The following is a 26,001-nucleotide window of genomic DNA, read 5'->3' on the forward strand; positions in this document are numbered from 1 at the left end:
ACGCATGATCAGTCGTCGATCCAGGGTCTCTCAGGCTCTGACGATAGGTGTTGCAGGTATCGCCGCCCTCGCGTTGAGCGCCGGGAATGCGCATGCCAACTGGAGCGGCAGGGCGATCCGCGTGCAGCCCTCGGGAAAGGTCGCGGGCTCTGCGTCCTTCGTCGCCAAGGGCGACCGGCTCACGGTCTGTGACACCGTGGCAGACGGATACAGCGTCTCGGTCACGGTGTACGACGAGTCCGCAGGCGGAAAGAAGATCTACACCGTCAAGGCTGGCGGAAAGGGCAAGTGCACGCCCGGGACGAAGAATCTGACAGAAGGTCATACCTATAGCTTCTGGTCGGACACCAGCGGGTCCAGCGGCGGGATGGGTCGCATCGCGACCGACAAGGCGTAACGAGCTGCGTGCAATTGGGGTTCTGGCTTCCTGTCCGACGTCTCCGTGACCAGCTCGTGGAGGGGTCGGCTCAGACCCGGTGTACGCGCCGAGTTCACCACCGGCCCGACACGCTGAAGCGCCCCAGGCAACCTCGCCTCGTTCAGCGGGCAGCCCGTTCAGCGAAGCCGCTCCGGATTGAGTCCGGGGCGGCTTCGCGTGCGTAGGGTCTGGCCCACGGCGTCGCCGGATCTAGGCAGTGTCCTGTGAATCACGCATCAGGTATTACGCGAGGCAGGAAGGTTCGCTGGCGATGAAGGCCCCGGTGGACCGTCGGGCACACCCTGATGCGCCACTGGTGTCCATCGGGAGTCTCTGCCACTGAGGGCCAGTGCGCGGTCGAACACGGGTGCGTCTGTGTCTTGGGGTACTTCGTCACCCAGAAGGCCGAGACTGCGCATGCGCGGTGCCTCACGCGAGTATGTCGCGAACGTGGCTTCGGCCAAGGCCGCGGGAATGGTGCGCCGTTGCCCGGTGGCCGCTGCCGTGTCCCAGGCGTGGACGGTGAAGTCGGCGATCAGGATCCCGCCGAGCGCGGTCGCGGGCATGGGCGGTCCGCTGAGGCCGGCCTCGCCCTCCCACGCTGCTGGCTCGGACCAGGCCCTGACCGCCGGTTCCGCTCTGCCGGCCAGGAGCGACGCCCACTCGGACTCTGGCCGCCCGGCGAGGAGGGGCACCGGGTTCGCGGTCAGCAGGCCCGGATCCGATGCAGTGCGGGTGCCCGCGTCTCTCGTCATCAGCAGCATCATGGCGATGTGATTGACGAGGTCTTTCACCGTCCACGCCGAACACGGCGTCAGGTTGTGATACTGGTCGACCGGTGCACCGCGCACGGCGTCCACGACCAGATCGATGCTCTGCGCCAACTGCTCCACCTTCGTCGCCGGCAGCATGCGGCATCCCTCCTGCGAAGTCGACTGCGACGAACGCAATCACCGCGGTTCGCCCCTCATTCGTAGGGCGTCGTCCTAGTCGATGAAGGCGCTCCACGCGGTGGCGTTGAGGTTGTCGGAGAGGAAGATGTCGGTTCCTCCCAGGCGCTTTTCCCAGGACGGCATGAGTTCGGCCGCGCGGGCGGTGACCGCATCCATCCAGACCTTGATTTCCGCCTGCTTGTTGTCGGCCGGCACCTTGGCGGCGGCCGAGGCTTCCTTCATGTCGACCGTGCGCAGTGCTTCGGAAGCAGCGGCGCGCAGGTCCCGGATGTACTCCCGGTTCGTCGCCACGTCCTCGGGCGTACCGGGCAGGGCCATATGGCCGGTGACGATGGTCTCGTAGTCGTAGTCCAGCAACTGGTCCATGGCGTCGAAGTACGCGGGAACGTGTGCGGAGAAGTACAGGCGGAAGAACGGCGCGCTCTTCGGAGCGAAGCTGTCCATCGCTCCCATGAGCTTCAGCTCCGGCAGGTGGATGAAGAGGTTGCCGGCCTGATGCCAGTCTCCCGTGTAGTCGAGGACGAACCGTACCCCGTCGATGTCCATCTGCTTGTGCCGGCCGCTGAAGGTCTCGGTGGGCAGGGGGCGCCGGTCGTCGTTCTTGACCTCCTTGATGAACTCGCCGGTGATCTCATGGGAGATGATCTTCAGTCCGTCCCGCTTCAGCAGGTGAGCTGCCCCGATGTGGTCGGCGTGCGCGTGGCTGTAGATCAGGTGGGTGACCGGCTTGGGGGTGACCGACTCGATCGCCTCCAGCAGTTTGTCCCCCAGGAACGGTGAGGCGTCCACGAGGACGACACCGTTCTTCGTCTCCACGAACATCGTGTTGATCATCCCCTGGGTGACGAAGTGGGCACCGCCGCCCAGGTCCTGGACGACATACCCGGACTCCGGGATGTCCGGGCCCAGGGCGAAGTCGGGTACAGGCGCGAACTCGGTCATGGTGATCTCCTTTGGGTGGCCCGCCCCAGGGCTGGGGCGGAGGGGCGTCTTGTGATGGGGTCCTGAAGGGCCACGTGAGGGCTGGCTCGGGCCTGGCCTGCGGCAGCGCGGTCTTCGAGGCGACAGCGGGCCGGTGCAGGACAGCCGCTCCTTTCTCCAGCCCGGTGCCGGGAGGTCCTCTGGCTTCCTCGCCGGAAAAAGATAGCCGCTTTTCAGTCAGTATGACCTGCTTTGCGTGCGTGTGGACGCTCCGAGGGCGCCCTGCTGAACCTAGGTCTGGCTGGTCCACCTTCAGCGGCCCGTCACGCCGCTATGGGGAGCACACTGGCCGCATGAACGACAACGGCGAACTGGGAGACTTCCTGCGCTCGCGGCGGGCCCGTCTGCGTTCCGAGGATGCGGAGGCGGCTTTCAGTGGCGGCGCGCGCGACCAGAGCATCGTGCTCTACGCCACCGAACCCGGCTCCGCCTCCGCGGAAACACTCCGCCTGCTCGCCGGCTGGACCACACCGACGAACACACACGAGGCCGCCCCCTCCCAGGCACCGTACGGCTGATGAGGAACAGGCAGCCGATCAGTGACGAGGACTTGAGGCCATGACGTCCACGCTCATCCAGACTCCCTTCGGAGAAGGGTCGTCGGCCGCCGACGCCATCGAAGGCATCGACCTTTCCGGCAAGCACGCGGTCGTCACCGGCGCCGCCTCGGGTCTAGGCGCCGAGACCGCCCGCGCCCTCGCGGGCGCCCGTGCCTCGGTCACCCTCGCGGTCCGCAACACGGACGCCGGCGAGCGCAACGCGACCGACATCCGCAGGGCCACCGGAAACGACGCCGTCCATGTCGGCCGGCTCGGCCTCGCCGACCAGGCGTCGATCGCCGCCTTCACGAACGCCTGGACCGGGCCCCTGCACATCCTCGTCAACAACGCCGGCGTGATGGCACTGCCCACGCTCGAACCCACACCGGACGGCTGGGAGCTGCAGTTCGCGTCCAACCATCTCGGCCACTTCGCGCTCGCGCTCGGCCTGCACGACGCGCTCGCGGCCGCCGGCAACGCGCGGATCGTGTCGCTGAGCTCCCGCGGCCACCTGGGGCCGGCGGGTACGGCCTGGATCGGCGCGGCCTTCGGGGTCGCCCACATGGGCAGCGTTCTGCTGGACCGCCACCTCACCCGACGCCACGAAGCGGGAACCGAGGAGCCCACAACCGTCTCCGAGCTGGAGCGCGCTCCCGCTGCCTCCTGACAACTGCAACCGAAACCAGTCGTCCCGTCGCGGGCTGCCGGGGACGCTGCCCAGCTGAACCGGGGCGACGGGAGGGCGGCTGCTGGGCCGGATCAGCCCGGGTCACGGGCCGCTGCGGCTGCCGGAGCCGTTGACCGGGGCCCCGGCTGCCGCCCGCTTCAGCTGCTGACTCCGCCTTCGTGCCTACCCGGCCCGGAGGGCGAACGAACCGGCCGGATGGGCCGAACCGTGACACTCCTCCGGGCGCGGGAGGCTGCTCAGCCCTGCGCCTCCGGCGCTGCGCCGCTGGTGTCCGAGAGATCGACGTGGATGCGCATCACATGCGCGTACAGCTCCGCCTCGGCGCGCAGTGAGGCGCTCACGCTGGACGCCTGGCGGAAGCCGTGCCCCTCGCCCTCGAAGAGCAGGTAGCGGTGCCACAGCCCGCGTCGGGCCACTGCGTCGACGATGCGTTCGGCCTGGTCGGGGCGGCAGATGAAGTCATCGGCTCCCTGGAGCATCACCAGCGGGCTGGTGATCTGCCCGGCCTTGCGGATCGGCGACACCCGGTCGAACCGCTCCTGGTCCTCGGGCAACTTCCCGACCAGATACTCCATATAACGGGACTCGAAGTCATGGGTCTGTCCGTAGATCCAGGTCTCCGGGTCACTGATGGGGTAGTACACCGCTCCGCAGCAGAAGGTGTCGGTCGACGTCAGTGCCGCGAGCGTTGTCCAGCCGCCCGCCGAGCCGCCGCGGATCGCGGTACGCGACGGGTCTGCGAGCCTGGCGGAGGCCAGCTCCGAGGCGACCGTCACCGAGTCCTCGACGTCGGTGACACCCCAGGTGTGCCGCAGCCGGTCCCGGTAGGCGCGGCCGTAGCCGGTGGAGCCGCCGTAGTCGACGGCGGCGACGGCGAAGCCCCGGCTGCAGAAGAGTGAGAACTCCGCATCGGGGGCGGCGCCGTTGGAGTTGGTGGGCCCGCCGTGGATGTGGATCAGCAGCGGCGGTGCCTCGCCTGCCGGGCCGGTGCAGTCCGGGCTGGTGGGCGGGTAGTAGACGTACTGCACCTCGCCGCCGTCCGCGGCCTTGGCGACCCGCCGCTCCGGCACCGCCCGCCAGGCGTCGTACGTGGTGTCGCGCTCACCGTTGCAGCGCACCGGAGTGCTGCCGTCGAGCGGCACCCGCAGCACGGCGTGGCCGAGCGCGGGGGAGGCCGCCGGCACCACGGCGGCGTGGTCGTCGGCCCACAGGTCGGAGCCGAACTCCGTCCACTCGGGCGCCAGATCGCGCAGTGTGCCGTCGGCGGGATCCCACAGCCCGAACCGCTGTTCACCGACGCCGTGCCGCAGCACCACTCCCGCCGCCGTGGCCGCGAACCAGCTCCCGCCGACCCGCCACAGGGCACCCGCGCACTCCCGCTCCATGGGAAGTACGCACTCGGCGTGCCAGTCCCCGTCGGGTGCCCGGGTGATCCGGAAGAGGTTCGCCCAGCCGTCCGGGTCGGCCATCGCGTACAGCGTGCCGTCGGGCGCCCAAGCCGCCTGCGGCACGGACACCGCACCGCCGCCCAGCACCCGCACCGGCTCGCCCGCGACTCCGTCGGCCAGCGGTGCGACCATCAACTCGGTGGTCTCCCACGGCATCTGCGGGTGGTCCCAGCCGAGCCACGCCAGGTGTCGTCCGTCCGGGCTGATCCGCGGGGTGGACAGGAAGTGGTGGGAGCCGCCGACCACCCGCAGCCGGTCCGGCGCGGTGGCGGCCGAGCCGTCGAGCGGCACGGCGACGAGGTCGCGACGGGTGCGCGGGGCCGGATCCTCGCCCGGTTCCCGGGCTGACCGGGTGACCTCCCGGACCAGCCAGACCTCGGTGCCACCTGGCGCGAACACCGGGTCCGCCCAGCAGGTCTCGTACTCGGGCGGGTCGGCAGGGGTCAGGGGGGTCAGGTCACTCGCACCGCCCCCTCCCAGCAGGGCGGTGCCGGCCGCGTACAGCCGCTGGTCACGGTGGTCGGTGAAGACCAGCAGATGCGGGGCGCCGTCCTGGCCGGGCCGGACCGTATACGGGCGGCCGCCGTAGCCCAGCGAACGGTTGCGCACACTGACACCCGTCGGCAGCACCGGCTCGGGGGCGTGCCCGGGGCCGGTGCGCAACAGCCGTACGGTGGCGGTCGCCGGGTCGTTGGCGCACCACCAGGTCTCCTCGCCGACGCCGGACGGCCAGCTCGTGGCCCTGGAGCCGGACGCGGCCGAATCGGCGGTCAGCGGTGAGGGCCACTCGCCGTAAGGGAGGACGCGGCGCTCGGTCATCGAAGGTCTCCTGAGAGGTCTATGGCGGCGCCGGCGCCGTCGCGGAGCAACAGGTCGGCGGGGGGTCTCGCGACGCACCAGGAGACGCGCCTGGCCGTCGCGTACGGCGACGACGGCGGGGCGCGGCTGGAAGTTGTAGTTGCTGGCCATGACGTGGTGGTAGGCGCCGGTCGCCGGCACCGCCAGGAGATCGCCGACGGACAGGTCGGCGGGGAGTGCGATGTCGGGTACGACGATGTCGCCGCTCTCGCAGTGCCGGCCGACGACGAGGGAGTGCACGGGGCGGCCGGTCAGCCTGCGGTTTGCGGTCCAGGCGGTGTACGAGGCCTGGTAGAGGGCGGGGCGCAGGGCGTCGCTCATACCGCCGTCGACGGAGACGAAGCGTCGCTCGAGACCCTGCTTGACCACACCGACCTCGTAGAGCGTGACGCCGGCGGTGCCGATCAGCGAGCGGCCCGGCTCCACCGCGAGCCGGACGGAGGCAGGGTCCAGCTCCTCGGCGACCCCGGCCCGCAGCGCGGCTACGAACTCGGCGGGCGCCAGCCGTTGCTGGCCGGGCACATAGGCGATCCCGGCGCCGCCGCCGAGGTCCAGCTCGTCGATACCGATGCTGTGCCGCTCGGCGAGCATGCGGACGAATGCGGCCACCCGCGAGGCGGCCCGCCGGATGCCGGACGGGTCGAGGATCTGCGAACCCAGGTGGGAGTGGATGCCCGTCAGGCGCAACGAGGGGATGCCGTTGACGGTGAGGACCGCCCGTTCGGCGAAGCCACCGTTGACCGGGAAGCCGAACTTCACGTCGTCGCTGCCGGTGGCCATGTAGTCGTGGGTGGCGGCGGCGACGCCCGGCGCGATGCGCAGATACACGTCCTGGACCCGGCCGGCGTCGGCCGCGTAGCCGGCGAGCCGGTCGATCTCCTCGGCGCAGTCGACGACGATCACCCCGACGCCGTGTGCCACGGCCGAGCTGAGCTCGGCGGGGAGCTTGTTGTTGCCGTGCAGCACGATGTGGGCGGGGTCGAAGCCCGCGGCGACGGCGAGTTCGAGCTCACCGACGCTGCAGACGTCCAGGTGCAGACGCTCCTCGCCGACCCAGCGGACCATCTCCGGGCAGAGGAAGGCCTTGGACGCGTAGTGCACGCGGTCCGCGCCGGACTCCCGCCACTGGCGGGCCCGCTCGCGGAAGTCCGCCTCGTCCACGACGTAGAGCGGAGTGCCGCACGCCTGAGCGAGACCCGTCATCGGCACGGAACCCACGTGCAGTTCGCCGTCCATGTCCTTGGCGGTGAGCGGCCAGATGTCCGGTGCTTCGTCCGGGCCCGCGGCTCGGGTGGGGGCGGCGTCGGCCGAGTTGTCGGCGGGTGGAACCACCTGCGTCACTCCTTCGTGAGGACGACGAGCAGGAGCAAGTCGTCGCTGGTCTGCGTGATCTGATGCTCTTCGGATGCGGCGAAATGGCAGGCGTCGGCCGGATTCAGCACGCGCGCGGTGTCCGAGACACGGAGCCGGCACTGCCCGGCCAGCACCACCACGAGTTCCTCTCCGGCGTGCCGGATCGGATGGGCGTGATCGCCCGGTTCGCCCCTTATCAGGCGTGAATGGAGCACGGTCGCGTCATGGGCCGTCATGTTCCAGATTCCTTGACCGTCCGACATTGCGGTCAAGCCCGGAAGTGTGGTGAATCGCGCCGGGAACGGGCTTTTGTCGGAGGTGTCGCCACGTCCGGCGCCGAGCAGCTCGTGCAGTTCGAGCCCCAGCACTCCGGCGAGTTGCGCCAGGCTGCGGACGGTCGGATTCGCGGAGCCGGATTCGATCTGCGAGACATATGCGGGCGAGAGGCCCGACCCGGCCGCGGTGGCGGCCAGCGTCAGTCCTGCCGTCCTGCGCGCCGAGGCAACGACCTTGGCCAGTTGGGCGGTTGCCCGATCGGCTGCGGACGCCTCGGCCGATGAGTCGACGGTCGTCGGGGCGGGGGCTGGAACATCCCTTGACTCAGGCATGCGGTGACAGTAATACTCGCGCCACCTTAGATCAATGTATCCGCCAGCAAGTGATACTCAGGGAAGAAATACCTGGTCGCAGCGGTGGAGTTCACGGCTTGGAGGGAGGTTTTGATGTCTGTCCTGACGCCCGATCCTGCGCTCCGCCTGTTGGAGCGTGCTGCTGCCCAATGCGGTCCCGGGGCCGCTCGCCTGCACGCCGTACTCGCTGCAGACTTCCCCGCCGTACTGTCCCGGCGCCCCGCCCAGCTACTGCGGGCCGCAGACGCGAACGCCGAGGATCTCGACCAGCTGCTCGCCATGGCGGGCTTCGCCGACACCGAGGACCTGCGTGCCTGCGCCGCCCGTGAGACGGGCCGCCGGCTGCCCGTTCCCGACCAGCGCATCGCCGACCGCGAGGGCGAGCCCGGTGACCGGACCGCGCTGCGCCGCATTCTCGCCCGGGAGCAGGAGAACCTGGCCGGCACCCTCGACGCGTTGCACGCCAACGGCGCCCTGGAACTTGCCGCGCGCGCTGTGGTAGCAGGCCGCCGCCGCTGGGTGTTCGGCGACATGAAGTCCATCGGCTACGCGGCTCTGGTTGCCGCCGATCTCTCCGCCGCGCTCCGTGACGTCACCCTCGTCCAGCCGGGAGTGGGAGCGGCCGTCACCGCGCTCGCCGACGCCGGCGACCAGGATGTATTGATCACCTTCAGCTTTCGCAGCTACAGCCGACACACCGTGCGCTTGGCCCGTGAGTTCCATGCGCTGGGCGGCACGGTCGTAGCGATCACCGACGGCTACGACAGCCCGGTGTGCGCGTACGCCACCCACGTCCTCGCGGTGAACACCCGAAGCGAGTCGCGCACCCACTCGCCGACCGCCGTTACCGCAACCGGCCATCTGCTCGCCTCACTTGCCGCGGCCGGCGCGAAGGGCGCGGCCCGTCGCGCACAGCGCCGGTACGCACTCACCTGGGCCCTGAGCGACGGCGAGAGCGCCACCCCCGCCGGCCCGCCTGAAAGGACTGCTCCGTGATCCAGGAGCCCACCGACCCTTCCGCGGAACAGTTCACCCACCACGAGGCACTGGCCACCGACACGATCGACCACTGCTCGCGGCTGATCCGCTTCGACACCAGCAACTACGGCGGCGGCGAGTCGCGCGGCGAGCGGGAAGCCGCGGAGTGGGTGGCCGAAGTCCTCACCGACGCCGGATACGCGCCGCAGGTCCTGGAGTCGGAGCCGCGCCGAGCCTCCACCGTGGTCCGGATTCCGGGCGCCGACCCGCTGGCCCCCGCACTGCTGGTCCACGGCCATCTGGATGTCGTGCCCGCCGAACCCTCCGACTGGTCCTTCGATCCGTTCAGCGGCGAGATCTCCGACGGCTCGGTACGCGGCCGTGGCGCCCTGGACATGAAGGACATGGACGCGATGATGCTGGCCTGCGCCACCGGATTCGCCCGGACCGGCACCCGCCCGCCGCGCGACATCGTGATGGCGTTCGTCGCCGACGAGGAGGACACCGGCGCGTACGGAGCGGGGTTCCTCGTCGACAAGCACCCCGGACTCTTCGAGGGCGTCACCGCCGCCATCAGTGAGTCCGGCGGCTACAGCGTCCATCTGCCCAACGGCCGCCGTCTCTACCCGGTCGCCACCGGCGAGCGCGGCAGCGCCTGGATGACCCTCAGCGCGCACGGCACCGCGGGCCACGGATCCCGCCGCAACCCCGACAACGCCGTGGCCACTCTGGTACGCACCGTGGCCGAACTGGCCGCGCACACCTGGCCGGTTCATCTGATCCCGCCGGTCCAGGCACTGCTCGACGGGCTCGGTTCGGAGCTCGGCATCACGATCGACCCGGCCGACCCGGCGAGCGTCGCCCAACTCGGTGAGGCCGTCCGGCTGGTGGAGTCGACCATGTCGAACTCCCTCAACCCGACCCGACTGAGCGCCGGATACAAGCACAACGTCATCCCCAGCGAAGCCACCGCCGGCATCGACGGACGGGTCCTGCCCGGCGCCGAGAAGGAGTTCTTCGCTGCCGTCGACGCGGTGCTCGGTACCAGGGTGACCCGCGAGTTCGCCAGCTGGACCGAGCCGGTCGCCGCCGACCACACCTCGCCCGAGTTCGCGGCCATGGCGGACGCCCTGCGCGCCCACGACCCGCAGGCCCTGGTCCTGCCGTTCTGCATGTCCGGCGGTACCGACGCCAAAGCCTTCGCCCGGCTGGGCATCGCCGGCTACGGCTTCGCCCCCGGCACCACCCCGCCCGGCTTCAACAGCTGGGACTACGTACACGGCGTCGACGAGCAGGTGCTCACCGACAGCCTCGCTTTCGGTGTCCGGGTCCTGGACACCTTCCTCCGGGCGGATCCCTCCAGCCCCGCATCGGGCTGACCCGACGGCCGTCACCGGCCGAACGACAGGCGAGCCACGCGGCATTGCCCCGGCTCGCCACAGCAAGGCAGCACACAGCACGTTCACCGGTACGACGCGGACCTCCGTGGTCCGCGTCCTGCCCACGCTCCTGGATTGGCACGAAATGACACACACAATGGTCCGCAGCGCGATAGGCCGACGTGCCACCGCACTGGCCGCCGCAGCCCTCACCGGTGCTCTCGCCCTCGGCTCGGTCGCACTGGCCCCCGGGGCCGCCGCCGACACCAAGGGCACCACCCTGCGCGCCGCGATGACCGGCAACGGCATCGACTCGCTGAATCCGTTCCTGGCGTACTTCGCCGGCTCGCTGGATGTCTTCAGCGCTGTCTACCCCTCCCTGAACTCCCTGAACACAGACGGCACCCCCGCGCCGTACCTGGCGACCGAGTGGACGCCGTCCGCCGACAAGCTCACCTGGACCTTCACCCTCCGCAAGGGACTGAAGTGGTCGGACGGCAAGCCGATCACCGCCGAGGACGCCGCCTGGACCCTCAATCTGATCCGGACGAACGAGGTGGCAGGCACTGCCAACGGCTCGCTCGTCGAGAACTTCGCCTCGGTCACCGCGCCCGACGCCACGACGCTGGTCATCAAGACCAAGAAGCCCCAGGCGAACACCCCGTTCGTGTCCATCCCCTACAGCGGTGTGCCGATCGTCCCCAAGCACGTCTGGGAAAAGCACGTCACGGACCTCAAGGACTTCAAGAACGACTCCGGCGACATCGTCGGTTACGGTCCTTGGACGCTCACGGCCTACAAGGCCGAGCAGTACGTCAAGTACGACGCCAACAAGGACTTCGTCCTCGGCGCCCCCAAGTTCGACCACCTGGTCCAGCAGCGCTACAAGGCCGTCGACGGTGCTGTCGCCGCACTGCGCAGCGGCCAGCTCGACTACGTATCCGATCTGAATTCCACCCAGTTCAAGGCGCTGCAGAGCGACAAGCGGACCACCGCCTTCCAGAACGCCGGCCGCCGCTGGATGAGCGTGGCCCTCAACTCCGGTGCCCGTACCCGCTCCGGCAAGAAGATCGGCACCGGGAACCCGGCTCTCGCCGACGCCGCCGTGCGCCGCGCCATCGCGCTGGCGACCGACAAGCAGACCCTCGTCGACAAGGTGCTCGACGGCCTGGGCCAGGTCGGCTCCGGCTACATCCCGCCCACCTGGAAGCAGTGGGCGTGGAAGCCCGCCCCGGGCGACGAGCAGTCCTACGACATCGCAAAGGCCAACTCCCTGCTGGATGAGGCCGGTTACACCAAGGGCAAGGACGGAATACGCGTCTCGCCCAAGACGAAGAAGCCGCTGAAGCTGCGCCTGGGCACCCACTCCGACGCCGCCACCGACACCCAGATCGCCACCTACCTCACAGGGTGGATGAAGCAGATCGGTGTCGAGCTGACAGCGGAGCCGCTGAGCTCCACCAAGCTCAACGACGATCTCGCCAAGGGCGACTGGGACCTGCTGATGGACGGCTGGGGCACCGGCCCCGACCCGACGTACCTGCTCTCCATCCAGAACTGCGACGCGCTGCCGCTGGACGACGGCACGAACGGCTCCACGGACTCCTTCCACTGCGACAAGGAGTTCGACAAGCTCTTCAAGCAGCAGGTCACCGAGTTCGACCCGGCGCAGCGCGCGGCGACCGTCGGCAAGATGCAGGACATCCTCTACAAGGCTGACAACAACGTCATCCTGTATTACGCCACGGGCCTGAGCGCGACGAACGCCCGCACCGTGAAGAACCTCGCGGTCGGCAAGGCGGACTCCGCCGGTGTCTACCCGATGCAGTACACCTTCGGCCAGTTCCGCAGCGCCACCCCGGTCGCCGCCGTCAAGGAAGCCTCGTCGGGCTCCACCACTCTGTGGGCCGGCATCGGAATCGGCGTGCTCGTCGTGGCGGGCGTCGCCTTCGGCATCAAGCGCCGCTCGTCGGCCGACGAGCGGGAGTAACCACCTCGCCCGCCTCGCGCACCCGGTCGCAGCACCGGGTGCGCGGGGTCCACCAGACCGAGCAGATCGAGAACTCATGACCATTACGTCCGATACGTCCGACAGCGCGAGCGCCGTCGGCCCCGTGCCCGGGAGCGACGCTGCCGACGCCGCCTCCCGCCCGGGCTCGGGGCGGGCAGACTTCCTCCGCTTCCTGGGCACCAAGCTCGCCGCAGCCGCCGTGAGCTTCGTCATCGTCCTGGGCATCGGCTTCGTGATCTTCCAGCTGATGCCCTCGGACCCGGTCCAGACGATGACCCGCGGCCGGCCCACCAGCGATGCGCAGATGGCTCATCTGCGCCAGACACTGGGCCTGGACCAGCCGGTGTGGGAGCGGTTCCTGCACTTCGTGAACGACATCGTCCACCTGGATCTGGGCCGTTCCTGGCAGTACCAGCAGTCCGTCTCCTCCCTGATCGGCGAACGCGTCGGCCCCACCCTGCTCCTGATGGGCACGGCCACCGCGATATCCGTGGTGGTCGGCCTGTGGCTGGGGGTGCGCAGCGGGTGGCGGCACGGCAGCCTCTTCGACAAGATCACTTCCTCGGCAGCGCTCACCTTCTGGTCGGTCCCCACCTACTGGCTGGGCATGATCCTGCTGATCTGGCTCAGCGTCGGCCTCGATCTGTTCCCCTCCGGCGGCATGTCCGACCCGTCGCTCGGTGCCACCGGCTTCGGCCATGTTCTCGACGTGGCCCGCCACATGGTGCTGCCGTGTCTGACGATGGTGCTCGTGGTCTTCGCCCAGTACGTGTCGATCATGCGCTCGTCGATCATCGATGAGCTGGGCAGTCCCTATCTGCTGACCGCCCGGGCCAAGGGACTTGTCGACGACGCCGTTCGCCGCAAGCACGCCGTGCCCAACGCGTTGCTTCCCTCGGTCACCGTGATCTTTCTTCACCTGGGCACGATGGTCGGCGGTGCGATCACGGTCGAGACCGTCTTCAGCTGGCCGGGTCTCGGCTCGCTGACCATCGAGGCACTCAAGGTGCCCGACATCCCCGTACTGCAGGGCACGTTCATCATCTTCAGCGCCAGTGTGATCCTGATGAACCTCCTCGCCGACGTGCTCTACCGCTTCCTCGACCCCCGGGTGCGTGTGCGATGACGACTTCCGACACCACTGACATCACCGCCGCGGCAGCCCCGGCCGGTTCGCCTCCCCGGCTGGCCTCCGTCGGCCGCTTCGCGCGCGCCTACGCCAAGCGCCCGTCCGGTCTCGTCGGCCTGGGCATCCTGATCGTCGCCACGATCCTCGCGCTCTGCGCCCCGCTCTTCATAGGCCCCGAGCAGCTCGACGTCACCAAGGTCGACGGCCCGCTGCTCTCCGCGCCCGGCTCCGGCTACCTCCTCGGCACCGACCAGGCCGGCCGTTCCGTGGTGGACCTGCTGATCTGGGGTTCGCGTTCCTCGCTGTCCATCGGCGTCATCGCGACCGTGCTCACCATGGTGCTCGGCTCGACGATCGGACTGCTCGCAGGCCACTACCCGGGCAAGCTCGGCAAGGCCCTGATGCATGTCACCGACTGGTTCATCGCGCTGCCCAGCCTGCCGCTGGCCATCTCCCTCGCCGCGGTCCTGGGCCAGGGCACTGCGTCCATCACCATCGCCATCGCGGTGACCTCCTGGACGTCCACAGCCCGCCTGGTCCGTGCCCAGACCCTCGCCGTGGAGGCCCGCCCGTTCATCGAGCGCGCCAAGGTCCTCGGCGCGGGCAACCGTCAGGTGATGATCCGTCATGTACTCCCGAACGTGGCTCCGTTGATCCTGGTCTCCGCCACCCTCACCGTCGCCTCGGCGATCCTCTCCGAGGCCACCCTGACCTTCCTCGGTCTCGGCGACCCGACCGGGGTCTCCTGGGGTTCCATGCTCAATGCCGCCTTCTACCAGGGCGCCATGACCTCCGGTGCCTGGTGGTACGTCGGCACGCCCGGCATCGCGATCCTTCTCGTCGTCCTCGGCTTCACCCTCACCGGGCGTGCCGTGGAACACGTCCTCAACCCGCGGATGGTGGGCTGACCATGACCCTGCTCGACGTACGCGACCTCTCCGTCACCTACCGCGACGGCGACAGCCTCATCCCCGCCGTGCGCGGTGTCAGCTTCACCCTGGACCGGGGCGAGACCCTCGGCGTGGCCGGCGAGTCCGGCTCCGGCAAGTCCACCATGGTGCTCAGCCTGCTGCGGCTGCTGCCCAAGAGCGCCAAGGTCACCGGACAGGTGCTGTACGAAGGCGAGGACCTGCTCACCGCCAAGTGGTCCGCACTGCGCACCGTGCGCTGGAACGGCGCGTCCGTGGTCTTCCAGGGCGCCATGAGCGCCCTCAACCCGGTGCGGCCCATCGGCGAGCAGATCTGCGAGCCGATCCTGCTCCACGAGAAGGTGTCCCCGCGCACCGCCCGCGAACGCGCCGCCGAACTGCTCGGCAGCGTCGGCATATCGCCGCAGCGCATGGGCAGTTACCCGCACGAGTTCTCCGGCGGCCAGCGCCAGCGCATCATGATCGCCATGGCGCTCGCCTGCCGCCCCGACCTGATCATCGCCGACGAGCCCACCACAGCCCTCGATGTGATGGTTCAGGCACAGATCATGGAGCTCTTCACCGAGTTGGTACGGAACTCCGGCGTCGGCGTCATCATGATCAGCCACGACCTCTCGGTGCTCTCCGAGATGTGCGGACGGCTCGCCGTGATGTACGCCGGCGAGATCGTCGAGACCGGCCCTTCGCAGCAGGTCATCGAAGGTCCCCGGCACCCGTACACCGACGCACTGGCCAGGGCGTTCCCCACCATCGGCGACCCCGCGTCCCGGTTCGCGCCCTCCGGACTGCCCGGCGACCCGCCGGACGTCTCGGCGCTCGGCGCGGGCTGCGCCTTCGTCCCGCGCTGTGTGCACGCCGTCGACGCCTGCCGTACGAAGGCCGTCGAGCTGTGGCCCGCGGGCGATCGGCGCAGCGCCGCCTGTCTGCGCGTTCTGGACGCCCACACCCCCGTAACCGAAGGGAGCCAGGCATGAGCACCACCGCCCCGGCCCTGGAGGTCAGCGACCTCCGCATCACCTACCCGGCGCGCGCGGGCCGTGGGCCCGCCCGTGCCGTGGACGGAGCCAACCTGACCGTCGGCCAGGGCGAGATCGTCGCCCTGATCGGCGAGTCGGGCTGTGGCAAGTCCACCCTCGCCCGCGCGCTCGTCGGCCTCATCAGGCCCACCAGTGGCGAGATCCGCTACCAGGGCAAGCCCCTCGCCTACTCGGCCCGGGCGCTCAAGGAGTACCGCCGCCATGCCCAGCTGGTACTCCAGGACCCGGGCGGCGCCCTCAACCCGCGGCAGAACGTCTACGACGCGGTCGCCGAGGGGCCCCGGCTGCACGGCGTGACGGAGGAGCTGAACTCCCGTGTGCACACGGCTCTTTCGCGTGCCGGACTGCGTCCTCCGGAGCGGTTCCTGCACCGCTTCCCGCACGAGATGTCCGGCGGCCAGCAGCAGCGCGTCGTCATCGCGGGCGCCCTTGCCCTGGATCCCTCGGTGATCGTCGCCGACGAGCCGGTCGCATCCCTCGACGCCTCGGTGCGCGGCGAGATCCTGAAGCTGATTCTCGAACTCCGCGACAGCCTCGGCCTGTCCGCCCTCGTCGTCAGCCATGACCTGGGCCTGGCCTGGAACATCGCCGACCGGGTCGCCGTGATGTACCTCGGCCGGATCGTCGAGGTCGGCACCGTCGAGGAGGTGCTGCTGCACCCCAAGCACCCGTACACCAAGGCCCTGCTCTCGGTGCTGCCCGAGGCCGGACGCGACCAGCGGCCGACCGTACTGACCGGTGAGCCCCCGGACCCGACCCGCATCCCGTCCGGCTGCCGCTTCCACCCGCGCTGCCCGCTCTGGCCGGAACTGGAGGGCGCCGAGCGGGCCGCCGCCGGCTGCGACAGACGCGAGCTGCCCGTACTCACCGCCGACCCGGCGCCCGCCCAGGCGGCCTGCCATCTCGCCCATGGACGCTGACCCCGCACTCGTCGTACGCGACGTCGAAGGTCCTGCCGCCATGGCGGCCTGTATCGGTCTGTATGCCGAGGTGATGGGCCTGCGGCCGTCGGACGGGGGCCTCAATCCCCGCCTGCTGACCGCGCTCCAGTCCAACGGAGGCATCGTCGTCGCCGCGTACGAGGGCGACGGCGACCTGGCGCGGCCGGTCGGATTCGCGTACAGCTTCCTCGCCCGTGAGGGGGGCGGCGAGCTGTTCCAGTTCTCGCAGCTCGCCGTGGTCGCCCGCCACCTCCAGGGGCAGGGGGTGGGGCGGCTCCTCAAGCACGCGCAGCGGGAGCGGACCCTGGCCATGGGACTGACCCGGATCCGCTGGTCCTACGACCCACTGAAGACCCGTAACGCGCACTTCAACCTGGATGTGCTCGGCGGGCGGGTCCGGGTACTCAAACCGTCGATGTACGGCGGCGAGGGCTTCGGTGACGACGCGGGCGAGCCCACCGACCGGTTCCTCCTCGACTGGGACCTGACGCGGCCGGCCATGGTCCAGCCCGGACTCCCCGACCGGGCCTGGCAACCCGGTGAGTGTCTGGCCCGGGGCGACGACCTGCTGATCGCCGTGCCCGCGCGCTGGGATCTGCACCGCACCGCCATAGGAGCGCCCGCCGCCGCCGCACTGCGCACCTCGCTCAGGGAAACTTTCACCGAGGCCCTGGCCACCCATGTCGGGGTCTCCTGCCTGCGTGTCACCGACGACCTCGCGGTCTACCGGTTCGTTCCGCGCGGCACCGACCAGGAGGGCGCCTCATGACGATCACCATCACCGAGATCGAACTCTCCCTTGTACGGCTGGACTTGATCCATGAGTTCGAGACCAGTTCCCACCGCAAGTCGCACCTCGACCACATCGTGGTCAAGGCGACCGCATCCGACGGCACGGTCGGCTGGGGCGAGTGCGCCTCGCCCAGCGACCCGTACTACTGCAGCGAATCCACCGAGAGCTGCTGGTACGTACTGGGCGAGCACCTCGCCCCCATGGTCCTCGGCCGCCCCTGGGAGCACCCCGATGACGCGGCGGCTCTCACCACCCGCCTCTCGGGCAACCACTTCGCCCGCGCCGGGCTCGACATGGCCTGCTGGGACCTGTACGGGCAGGCCCGCGACGAGACCCTCGCCACCCTCGTCGGCGGCACCGCCGAGAGGATCAGCGCGGGTGTCAGCCTCGGCATCGAGCCGACCGTCGACGCTCTCCTCGACCAGGTCGCCCGGCATGTCGGCGACGGCTACCGCCGCATCAAGCTCAAGTGCCGCCCGGGCTGGGACCTGGAACCGGTACGGGCGGTACGCGCGGCCTTCCCCGGTATCGCCCTCCAGGTCGACGCCAACACCGGCTACCGGGCCGACTCCGCCGAGCACCTGGCCGCCCTCACCGCCCTCGACGACCAGGGCCTGCTGATGATCGAGCAGCCATTCGCCGAGGACGATCTGCTCGGCCACGCCGGCCTCGCCGCCCGGCTCGACACCCCCGTCTGTCTCGACGAGTCGATCACCTCACCCGCCGTACTGGCCACCGCACTGCACCTGGGCGCCGCCGACATCGTCAACATCAAGGTGTCCCGGCTCGGCGGAATCGGACCGTCCGTCGCGGTGCACGACGTGTGCCGCGAGGCCGGAATCCCGGTGTGGTGCGGGGGAATGCACGAGTTCGGCATCGGGCGCGCGGCCAACCTCGCCGTCGCCTCGCTGCCGGGCTTCACCCTGCCCTCGGACGTCTCCGGCTCCGACAAGTACTACCGCCAGGACATCGTCACCCCGCCGATCCGTGCCACCGAGGGCCTGGTCCCGGTGCCCGACGCCCGCCCGGGGCTCGGTGTCCATGTCGACGAGTCCCTCATCCGGGCGAACCGGCTGCGGCACGCCGTACTGAAGGAAGGCTGAGCCGATGCGATTCGACGCCGAGCAACTGCGCGAGCGGGCACTCGCCCGCCTGGAAACCCTCGTCATGGCCGAGAGCCCGTCCGGAGAACCCGAACTCCTCCGGACCGTCAACGCCGATCTGGAACAGGCCTATCGGGCTCTCGGAGCCCGGGTCACCCGCGAGAGCGGACCGCACGGCGACCACCTGGTCTGCGAGTGGCCGGGCACGGCCCCCGATGACGCACACATACTCCTCATCGGCCACAGCGACACCGTCCTTCCCGTCGGCACCACCGCCGAGCGCCCCTTCACGCTCGACGAGGACGGCGACACCGTCACCGGCCCCGGCGTGTACGACATGAAGGGCTCCCTCGTCGCCATCGAGCTGGCCTTCGCTCTCCTTCGCGAACAGGACCTCCGCCCGTCCCGCCCGGTGTGCCTGGTCGTCGTCAACGACGAGGAGATCGGCTCCCCGGACGGCCGCCGCATCATCGCCGCCCATGCCGAGGGCGCCTTCGCAGCGCTCGGCTTCGAACCCCCGCTGCCCGGCGGCACACTGAAGACCGGCAGGCGGGGAGTGGCCCGGGTGCGTATCGACGTCCAGGGCGTGGAGGCGCACGCCGGGCTCGACGCCTCACTCGGCACCTCCGCGATCGACGAGCTCATCGACCAGATCGCGGTTGTACGGGGCGCCGTCCCGGCTCCGCCCGCCGCCGAGTTCAACATCGGCACCATCAGCGGCGGCACCCGCGCAAACGTCGTCGCAGGTACGGCTTCGGCCGAGATCGGCCTGCGCTTCGCCACGCCTGCCGCCGAGGCTGCCGTACTCGGCGCCCTCGACGCCCTCGCCCCGGTCCGCCCCGACGCCAAGGTGACCGTTACCCGGCTTTCGTACCGCCCCGCCTGGGAGCGCGACCCGGCGAACCCCCTAGCCGCGCGACTTGCCTCGCTCGCCGCCGAGCGGGGCACCGATCTGCTCACCGGTACCTCGGGCGGCGCCGGTGACACCAATCTGACCGGCTCGCTCGGCATCCCCACCGCCGACGGCCTCGGCCCGGACGGTGCGGGCGCCCACTCCATGTCCGAACGCGCCTCGGTCGCCTCACTGCTGGACCGTGCCGCTCTGCTCGCCGCCTACCTCATCGCACCCGAGGAGTCCGCATGACCTCCCCCGAAAACACGGGCCTGCTCCGCCCGCCCGCTCTCCGAGCAGGTGACCGGGTCGCCGTCACCGCCGCCTCGGGCGCGCCGCGCGCCGAGGACCTGGAGAAGGGCGTCGCGGCCCTGGAGAGTCTCGGCCTGATCGTCGACGTGCTGCCCTCGGCGCGCGCCGCCGGCGTGCCTCTCGACTATCTGGCAGGCGACGACGCCACCCGCGCCGCCGACCTCACCACCGCTCTCACCGACCCCCGCTACCGTGCCGTCTTCATGGCTCGCGGCGGTTACGGCGCCCAACGCAGCCTGGAGGGCGTCGACTTCGCTTCCCTGGGTACCCCCGCGCCGCGTGTGCTCGTCGGCTACTCGGACGTCACCGCGCTCATCGAGGCGGTCTCGGTGCACCTGGGCTGGGTGTCGCTGTTCGGACCGATGCCCGTCTCGGACGACTTCACCCCTGGTTCGTACGCCTTCGACTCCCTGGCCAGGACTCTCTTCACCCCGGCCGAGGCCATCCGTCTCACCTTCCCCGCGGCCCGCACCCTGGTGGGCGGCACGGCCAAGGGCGTCACGCTCGGCGGCACCGCGAGCCTGCTCTGCTCCTCGCTCGCGACCCCCAGCTCGCGTCCGGCTCGCGGCGGCATCCTGTTCCTGGAGGACGTCGACGAGGAGCCGTACCGGCTGGACCGCATCCTCACCCAGCTGCGCCGGTCCGGCTACCTCGACGGGGTCGCGGGCATCCTCTGCGGCACCTTCACCGGCTGCGGTGACCCGGCCGAGATCGACGCCCTGCTCATCGACCGGCTCGGCGACCTCGGCGCCCCCGTGCTGGCCGGCGCCGACATCGGCCACGGCGTCCCGATGCAGACCTTCCCGGTCGGCGTCCCGGCCCGCCTCGACGCCGACGGGGGCACGCTCACCTTCGACGGACCGGTGCTCGCCTGAACGGACCGACGGCCGGTCGGGTGCCCTTCGGGCGGTGGCCGGGAACACCGGATGGTGAAGTGCGGACGCGGCGGGGAGGAGTTCCTCGTCGCGTCCGCATGTCCTGAGCAGGTTGGTCATTCGCCGGGCGACCGCTGCGCCGGACGCGATACGGACCACCGCTTGTTCGGTTGAAGTTCTTCACTCCGAAGGGTTGTTTTCAATCTAATGAAGCTCTTCAATATGACCAAGCCCGGGTCGCCGAGGCCGCACATGCTCCGCCGAAGCGCTCGTTGTTCAACGGCGAAGCTCCTTCCGTCCCCACGCCACTGAGGCAGGTCGAAGCTGTGAGTGACGCAACCTACGTACCCCAGGACGGTCAGCCGGATCTGGACGCGCTCGTCGCCACAGTGGGAATCCAGATCAAGGCACTGCGCAAGCAAGCCGGTTACACCCTCGACGACCTCAGCCGAGGATCCGGTGTGAGTACCGGACTCATCAGTCAGATCGAACGGGGCAAGGGCAATCCGTCCTTTGCCACCCTGGTCCAGATCGCGCACGGCCTGGACATCCCCATCGGCAGGCTCTTCCACCTGACCGAACAGATCAGCCCCGTGGTGCGGCGTGCCGAACGGCGCACTCTCGATTTCCACGGCACCGATGGACTCGACGACGCCAGCTACGAGCTGCTCACCCCTACGCTGAACGGCGCGCTCGAGGTCCTCTGGGTCGAGACCCAGCCGGGACATGACACCAGCAGCACCCCCTTCCGCCACAACGGCGAAGAGTTCGGAATCGTTCTCTCCGGCGTCAAGGACGTCTATCTCGACGGCGTCCGGCACCGGCTCGAGGCCGGTGACTCGATCACGTACTCGTCGAGCGTCCCGCACTGGTACGCCAACCCCGGCGACGAGCCGTCCACTTCCGTCTGGGTCATCACCCCGCCCAGCTGGTAGGCCCCGGCCTCCGCCGTACTCCGCTCCCTCAACGCCCCGGCCGTCGGCCCGGGCGCAGGTCCCGCACGGCCTGAGCCGTGCGCCTTTCACCGCGAGGTGCCCCCGCTATGGCATCGCTCCACGAAAGATCAGCTACCGCAGTCCGTACTCCCCTCTCCCAGCGGCGCGCACTGCTGGCGCTCGGCGGCGGCAACGCCGTCGAGTGGTACGACTGGATGGTCTACGGCCTGCTCGCGTCCTCCATAGGACCGCAGTTCTTCCCCGCCACCGACGGCCTTTCATCCACCATGTCCGCCCTGGCCGTCTTCGCGGTGGGGTTCGCCGCCCGGCCACTGGGCGCCATCGTTTTCGGCACGCTGGCCGACCGGCTGGGCAGGCGGCTGGTCATGCTGCTGTCCATCGGATCGATGGTCCTCACCACCACGGTCATCGCATTGCTGCCCTCCCACGCGGTCATCGGCGTGTGGGCAGGCGTGATCCTCCTCGCCTGCCGGATCCTGCAAGGGCTGTCCACCGGCATCGAGGCACCGCTCAACTCCGCCTACATCGTGGAGATGGCGCCGGAGGGTCGCACCGCCCGCTTCGGCAGCATCATCAGCATCTACGTCCAGGTCGGCATCGTCGCGGCGTCACTGGTCTGCTTCCTCACCAGCGAGGCCGTCGGCTCCGAGGCCATGGGTGACTGGGGCTGGCGCATCCCGTTCGTGATCGGCGCCCTGGGCGGCCTCTTCTTCCTCTGGCTGCGCCGCTCCCTGCCGGAGACCCTGCACACCGCGGCCGAGGCCGCGGACCCCGACACCGCCGGGACGCCCCGGAGGACGAGGGAGGTGTGGGCAGAGGTGGCCCACCACAAGCTGGCGCTGCTCACCATCATCTTCGTCGTCGCAGCCGCCCAGGCGATCAACTACACCTGGACCACCGGTCTGCCCAACCTGGCGCGCTCCGCATACGCGGAGGACCCCAGCACCGTGTTCGCGGTCACCACCCTGTCGGGCGTGGTCGTCGGCGCGCTCTACCCTCTGGTCGGCCGGCTCGCCGACCGGAAGCGGATCTCGCGGACGTTCATCGTCACCCGCCTCGCGGTCGTGCCCCTGGTGTTCGTCGTCCTCGCCTACCAGGGCAAGGGGATGACCACCTTCGCCCTCGTGATGCTGGTGGGCGCTCCGGTACTGGCCTTCACGATGGGCCTCTACAACACGGTCTCCGCCACCTTGATGCCGACGAGCTGTCGCGTCACCGGCGTCGGTCTCGGCTACGCCGTCGGCGTAGCGGGCTTCGGCGGCACCGCCCCGTACGTCCTGCTGTGGCTGCAGGACGCCGGCGCCGGATGGGCCTTCCCCGTCTACGTCGCCGTGCTGTGCCTGCTCAGCGTTCTGCTCTACATGCTCGCCTTCCGCCGCGGTTCCGTTCGCGCCGGAAGCTGAAAGGAGTCCCACCATGTCCACAACAGCCGCGCCGTCCGGCGCACTTGTCCACGGACAGTCCGTCACACTTGACGCCATCGAGGCGCCGGTCGTCCGGCGTTCGGACGTGGTCGTGGTCGGCGGAGGCCCCGCCGGTGTGAGCGCCGCGGTCTCCGCCGCCCGCAGCGGGGCGAGCGTGACGCTGCTGGAGCGCTACTCGGCGCTCGGCGGGCTCGCCTCAGGCGGCATGGTCCTCGTCCTGGACGACATGATCAACGGCAACGAGATCACGGTCACCGGCATCGTCGACGAGTACGTCGAACGGCTGGCCAAGCTGGGACTCGCGGTCTACCCGCCGGCCGAGGAACGCGTCTCCTCCCAGGAGATGTGGAACAAGTGGGGCCGCTGGGGGGCATTTGACTTCCACTCCCACACCAGCCCCAAGCCGATCTGCTACGCGGTCGCCTTCGACCCCGACGGCTGGAAGCGCGTGTCCAACGACCTCGTCCGCGAGAGCGGGGTCGACCTCCGGCTGCACAGCTGGTTCTCTCGGCCGATCGTCCAGGACGGGGCGGTCAAGGGCGTCGTCTGCGAGACCAAGTCCGGTCCGCAGGCGGTCATGGGCGATGTCGTCATCGACACCACCGGTGACATCGACGTGGCCTCCCGCGCCGGCGCCACGTACGACAAGGACAACTATCTCGTCACCCTGGTCTTCCGGCTCGGCGGCGTGGACACCGCGGCCGCGGAGCGCTTCGAGCAGGAGAACCCGCGGGAGGCCCGCGCGATCAACCGCAAGATCAAGCGGCTGCTCGGCGGCGCCTGGGAGCTGTGGTGGCTCAAGACGCCCGTACCCGGTGTGGTGTGGTGCAACGCGCCGCACATGACCGGCTTCGACGGCACCGACCCCGAGTCGCTCACCGAGGCCGAGTTCGAGGCGCGGAACCGTATCGGCAACGTGCTCGACCACATCAGGTCGGACCTGCCGGGCTTCGAGAGTGCGTATCTGCTCGATGTCGCCGAGCAGATGGGTGTCCGCCAGACCCGTCTGCTGCAGGGCGAATACGTCGTCACCAAGGACGACGTCACCTCCCGTCGCCATTTCGCCGACAGTGTCTCGCGCGGCCGTGACTACTACACGCCGTACCGCTCGCTTCTGCCGCGCGGCGTCGACCAGTTGCTGGTGGCCGGCCGCCACTACTCGGCCACGCCCGAGGCACAGCGCATCTCGCGTGAGATTCCGCCCTGCATGGCCATGGGCCAGGCCGCCGGTATCGCCGCGGCGACCGCGGTCGAGCAAGGCGTGCTGGTGCGGGACGTCGACCCGGCCATGATCCAGAGCCGGATGCGAGACCAGGGCGCCGACCCGGGCGACATCCCCGCCGAGAACGCCACCGTCGACGCGACCATGGAGGCCCGCGCATGAGCACCGTACAGCCGCTGAGCGGCATCACCGTCGTCGACTTCACCCAGGTCTTCATGGGCCCGTCGTGCACGCAGCTGCTCGGCGACTACGGCGCAGATGTGATCAAGGTGGAGCGGCCCGGTACGGGCGACATCGCCCGTACCTCGATCCCGGACCCGGCGGGCCTGGACAACCCCATCTTCCTGTCGATCAACCGCAACAAGCGGAGCATCAGCATCGACACCCGTACCGAGGAGGGCCTCAAGGCCGTCCAGGAGCTGGTGCGCGGCGCCGACGTCGTGGTCAGCAACTTCCGGGCCGGTGTCATGGAGCGTCTCGGCCTCGGTTACGAGGCACTTCGGGAGCTGAGCCCGCGGATCATCTGGGCATCCGGAACCGGCTTCGGCACCTCGGGGCCTTACGCGCACAAGGGCGGCCAGGACGCCATCGCCCAGGCGTACAGCGGTGTGATGTGGCGCCGGGTCGCCGACGACGACCCCGTGACGCTCTACCCGACCACGCTGTGCGACTACACCACCGGCATGCACCTGCTCCAGGGCATCCTGCTCGCCCTGCTGCATCGCGACCGGACGGGCGAGGGGCAGAAGGTCGAGGTGTCGATGTACGACTCCATGCTCCACATGCAGATGCAGGAGGCGTGTCAGCAGCTCAACCGCGGATCCGAGATCAACTGGGCCGCCATGCCGCTCACCGCCGTGCTTCCCACCAGCGACGGTGCACTGATCATGGTCGGCGGATTCAAGACCAACCCGCTGCACCACATCAGCCGCGCCCTGGAGCTCGACGAGGACCTGGGCGAACGCGCCGAGTTCGACACCCTCGAGAAGCAGTTCGCCCACAGGCCCGAGCTGCAGCGCATCTTCGCCGAGGCGGTCGCAGGCAAGTCCACCGACTACTGGGTCAAACGCCTGGAGGAGGAGGACATCCTCTGCGCCCCGGTGCGCAGTCTGGAGCAGACGCTGGACGACGAACAGACGGCGGTCAACAACATGATCGTCGAGATGGACCACCCGGTCGCGGGCCGCATCCGCGCGCTCAACGCGCCGATCCACCTGTCCGAGGGCGCGGCCACCGTCCGCCGGGTGCCGCCGCAACTGGGCGAGCACGGCGAGGAGATCCTCGCCGAACTCGGCTATGACACGCAGCAGATAACCGTGCTGCGTGAGAAGGGCATCCTGCGATGAGCGACCCGTACACCGACGAGGTGCGCTACGAGCGCGACGGGCACGTCGCCCGGGTCACCATCAGCCGCCCCAAGGTGCTCAACGCCGTCGACGCCAAGACGCTGGCCCGGCTCAACGAGATCTGGGCCGAGATCGAGGCCGACCGAGAGGTCCGCGTCGTCGTGGTCACCGGCGACGGCGACCGGGCGTTCTGTGTCGGCGCCGACATGTCCGCCGACGCGGTCGACAAGACCGGCCTGCAGTACTGGGCCGACCTCGACCCCAACGGTTTCGGCGGCCTGAGCCTGCGCACCGGCCTCGACGTCCCGGTCATCGCCCGGGTCAACGGCTATGCGCTCGGCGGCGGCATGGAGATGGTGCTCGGCTGCGACATCGTCGTGGCCGCCGAGCACGCCAGGTTCGGCCTCACCGAACCGCGCGTCGGCCGGATTCCGCTCGACGGCGGCGTCTTCCGGCTCGTCCGCCGGCTGCCGCACACTCAGGCCATGGGACTGCTGCTCACCGGCCGCAAGGTGCCCGCGGCCGAACTGCACCGCATGGGACTGGTCAACGAGGTCGTACCGGCCGAGGAGCTGGACGAGGCCGTCGACCGCTGGGTCGCCGACATCCTCGCCTGTGCCCCCACCTCGCTGCGCGCCATCAAGCAGATGGTGCAGCGCACCGAGCACCTGTCGGCGCGGGAGGCCCACGCGATGCGGCTGCCGGCCCTCACCGAGGCGCTGGACAGCGAGGACGGCAAGGAGGGCGTGCTCGCCTTCCAGGAGAAGCGCGCGCCCGTCTGGCCGGGCCGGTAAAGGAGAGCAACTC

The 26,001-nt window shown here is 69.8% G+C and carries 22 protein-coding genes and 1 pseudogene; 19 read left to right on the plus strand and 4 right to left on the minus strand.

Going from position 1 to position 26,001, the window contains the following annotated elements; genetic code table 11:
- Positions 1 to 121: 121 nt before the first annotated feature.
- Positions 122 to 397: a hypothetical protein gene (locus ACIA8E_RS24410; protein ID WP_399301442.1), complete on the plus strand. Its 276-nt coding sequence runs from the start codon at positions 122 to 124 to the stop codon at positions 395 to 397.
- Between the two features lie 257 nt (positions 398 to 654).
- Here ACIA8E_RS24410 and ACIA8E_RS24415 read toward each other — a convergent pair whose 3' ends face one another.
- Together ACIA8E_RS24415 and ACIA8E_RS24420 are read right to left on the minus strand one after the other, a co-directional pair.
- Entirely contained in the window at positions 655 to 1,329 is a 675-nt protein-coding gene (locus tag ACIA8E_RS24415) for a TIGR03086 family metal-binding protein (RefSeq protein ID WP_399301443.1), read from the minus strand.
- Positions 1,330 to 1,404: 75 nt separating this feature from the next.
- On the minus strand, positions 1,405 to 2,313 hold the full coding sequence (locus ACIA8E_RS24420) for an MBL fold metallo-hydrolase (RefSeq protein WP_399301444.1): 909 nt from the start codon (positions 2,311 to 2,313) through the stop codon (positions 1,405 to 1,407).
- A gap of 332 nt (positions 2,314 to 2,645) precedes the next feature.
- On the opposite strand from ACIA8E_RS24420, the gene ACIA8E_RS24425 reads away from it, so the two are divergent.
- Positions 2,646 to 2,870 carry a hypothetical protein gene (locus ACIA8E_RS24425; RefSeq protein WP_399301445.1) on the plus strand — a complete coding sequence of 75 codons (225 nt, stop codon included), beginning with the start codon at positions 2,646 to 2,648 and terminating at the stop codon, positions 2,868 to 2,870.
- 40 nt (positions 2,871 to 2,910) lie between these two features.
- Positions 2,911 to 3,402: pseudogene (locus ACIA8E_RS24430) on the plus strand (SDR family NAD(P)-dependent oxidoreductase); the annotation flags it as partial.
- A gap of 413 nt (positions 3,403 to 3,815) precedes the next feature.
- On the opposite strand, the gene lysA reads toward ACIA8E_RS24430, so the two are convergent.
- Both lysA and ACIA8E_RS24440 read right to left on the minus strand, forming a co-directional pair.
- Positions 3,816 to 7,217: a diaminopimelate decarboxylase gene (gene lysA, locus ACIA8E_RS24435; protein WP_399301446.1), complete on the minus strand. Its 3,402-nt coding sequence runs from the start codon at positions 7,215 to 7,217 to the stop codon at positions 3,816 to 3,818.
- Positions 7,218 to 7,222: 5 nt separating this feature from the next.
- Positions 7,223 to 7,846 (minus strand): helix-turn-helix domain-containing protein, encoded by a 624-nt coding sequence (locus ACIA8E_RS24440; RefSeq protein ID WP_399301447.1) that lies wholly within the window; start codon positions 7,844 to 7,846, stop codon positions 7,223 to 7,225.
- A gap of 114 nt (positions 7,847 to 7,960) precedes the next feature.
- On the opposite strand from ACIA8E_RS24440, the gene ACIA8E_RS24445 reads away from it, so the two are divergent.
- From ACIA8E_RS24445 to ACIA8E_RS24520, 16 genes are all read left to right on the plus strand, one after another.
- On the plus strand, positions 7,961 to 8,863 hold the full coding sequence (locus tag ACIA8E_RS24445; protein ID WP_399301448.1) for a MurR/RpiR family transcriptional regulator: 903 nt from the start codon (positions 7,961 to 7,963) through the stop codon (positions 8,861 to 8,863).
- Positions 8,860 to 10,224, plus strand: a complete 1,365-nt coding sequence (locus ACIA8E_RS24450; RefSeq protein ID WP_399301449.1) for a M20/M25/M40 family metallo-hydrolase — start codon at positions 8,860 to 8,862, stop codon at positions 10,222 to 10,224. The genes ACIA8E_RS24445 and ACIA8E_RS24450 overlap by 4 nt, the downstream gene beginning before the upstream one ends.
- 145 nt (positions 10,225 to 10,369) lie before the next feature.
- Entirely contained in the window at positions 10,370 to 12,214 is a 1,845-nt protein-coding gene (locus ACIA8E_RS24455) for an ABC transporter substrate-binding protein (RefSeq protein ID WP_399301450.1), read from the plus strand.
- A 76-nt stretch (positions 12,215 to 12,290) separates the two neighbouring features.
- Positions 12,291 to 13,361, plus strand: a complete 1,071-nt coding sequence (locus tag ACIA8E_RS24460; protein WP_267006696.1) for an ABC transporter permease — start codon at positions 12,291 to 12,293, stop codon at positions 13,359 to 13,361.
- A complete protein-coding gene (locus ACIA8E_RS24465; RefSeq protein ID WP_399301451.1) occupies positions 13,358 to 14,272 on the plus strand; it encodes an ABC transporter permease in 915 nt (304 codons plus the stop codon). The genes ACIA8E_RS24460 and ACIA8E_RS24465 overlap by 4 nt, the downstream gene beginning before the upstream one ends.
- 2 nt (positions 14,273 to 14,274) lie before the next feature.
- Entirely contained in the window at positions 14,275 to 15,267 is a 993-nt protein-coding gene (locus ACIA8E_RS24470; protein ID WP_399301452.1) for an ABC transporter ATP-binding protein, read from the plus strand.
- The gene (locus ACIA8E_RS24475) at positions 15,264 to 16,250 is read left to right on the plus strand and encodes an ABC transporter ATP-binding protein (protein WP_399301453.1); all 987 of its coding nucleotides are present in this window, start codon (positions 15,264 to 15,266) and stop codon (positions 16,248 to 16,250) included. Before ACIA8E_RS24470 ends, ACIA8E_RS24475 begins: the two co-directional genes overlap by 4 nt.
- Positions 16,240 to 17,040 carry a hypothetical protein gene (locus ACIA8E_RS24480; RefSeq protein ID WP_399301454.1) on the plus strand — a complete coding sequence of 267 codons (801 nt, stop codon included), beginning with the start codon at positions 16,240 to 16,242 and terminating at the stop codon, positions 17,038 to 17,040. The genes ACIA8E_RS24475 and ACIA8E_RS24480 overlap by 11 nt, the downstream gene beginning before the upstream one ends.
- On the plus strand, positions 17,037 to 18,167 hold the full coding sequence (gene menC, locus ACIA8E_RS24485; protein ID WP_399301455.1) for an o-succinylbenzoate synthase: 1,131 nt from the start codon (positions 17,037 to 17,039) through the stop codon (positions 18,165 to 18,167). Before ACIA8E_RS24480 ends, menC begins: the two co-directional genes overlap by 4 nt.
- Positions 18,168 to 18,171: 4 nt before the next feature.
- Positions 18,172 to 19,311: a M20/M25/M40 family metallo-hydrolase gene (locus ACIA8E_RS24490; RefSeq protein WP_399301456.1), complete on the plus strand. Its 1,140-nt coding sequence runs from the start codon at positions 18,172 to 18,174 to the stop codon at positions 19,309 to 19,311.
- Positions 19,308 to 20,246 (plus strand): LD-carboxypeptidase, encoded by a 939-nt coding sequence (locus ACIA8E_RS24495; protein WP_399301457.1) that lies wholly within the window; start codon positions 19,308 to 19,310, stop codon positions 20,244 to 20,246. Before ACIA8E_RS24490 ends, ACIA8E_RS24495 begins: the two co-directional genes overlap by 4 nt.
- 326 nt (positions 20,247 to 20,572) lie before the next feature.
- Positions 20,573 to 21,181, plus strand: a complete 609-nt coding sequence (locus ACIA8E_RS24500; protein ID WP_328335207.1) for an XRE family transcriptional regulator — start codon at positions 20,573 to 20,575, stop codon at positions 21,179 to 21,181.
- A gap of 107 nt (positions 21,182 to 21,288) precedes the next feature.
- The gene (locus tag ACIA8E_RS24505) at positions 21,289 to 22,605 is read left to right on the plus strand and encodes an MFS transporter (RefSeq protein ID WP_399301458.1); all 1,317 of its coding nucleotides are present in this window, start codon (positions 21,289 to 21,291) and stop codon (positions 22,603 to 22,605) included.
- 13 nt (positions 22,606 to 22,618) lie between these two features.
- On the plus strand, positions 22,619 to 24,010 hold the full coding sequence (locus ACIA8E_RS24510; protein ID WP_399301459.1) for an FAD-dependent oxidoreductase: 1,392 nt from the start codon (positions 22,619 to 22,621) through the stop codon (positions 24,008 to 24,010).
- Entirely contained in the window at positions 24,007 to 25,194 is a 1,188-nt protein-coding gene (locus tag ACIA8E_RS24515; RefSeq protein ID WP_399301460.1) for a CaiB/BaiF CoA transferase family protein, read from the plus strand. Before ACIA8E_RS24510 ends, ACIA8E_RS24515 begins: the two co-directional genes overlap by 4 nt.
- Entirely contained in the window at positions 25,191 to 25,988 is a 798-nt protein-coding gene (locus ACIA8E_RS24520) for an enoyl-CoA hydratase-related protein (RefSeq protein ID WP_399301461.1), read from the plus strand. The genes ACIA8E_RS24515 and ACIA8E_RS24520 overlap by 4 nt, the downstream gene beginning before the upstream one ends.
- The last annotated feature ends 13 nt before the right edge of the window (positions 25,989 to 26,001 follow it).

The sequence above is a fragment of the Streptomyces sp. NPDC051664 genome (assembly GCF_044453545.1).
In the GTDB taxonomy this organism is placed as follows: Bacteria; Actinomycetota; Actinomycetes; order Streptomycetales; family Streptomycetaceae; genus Streptomyces.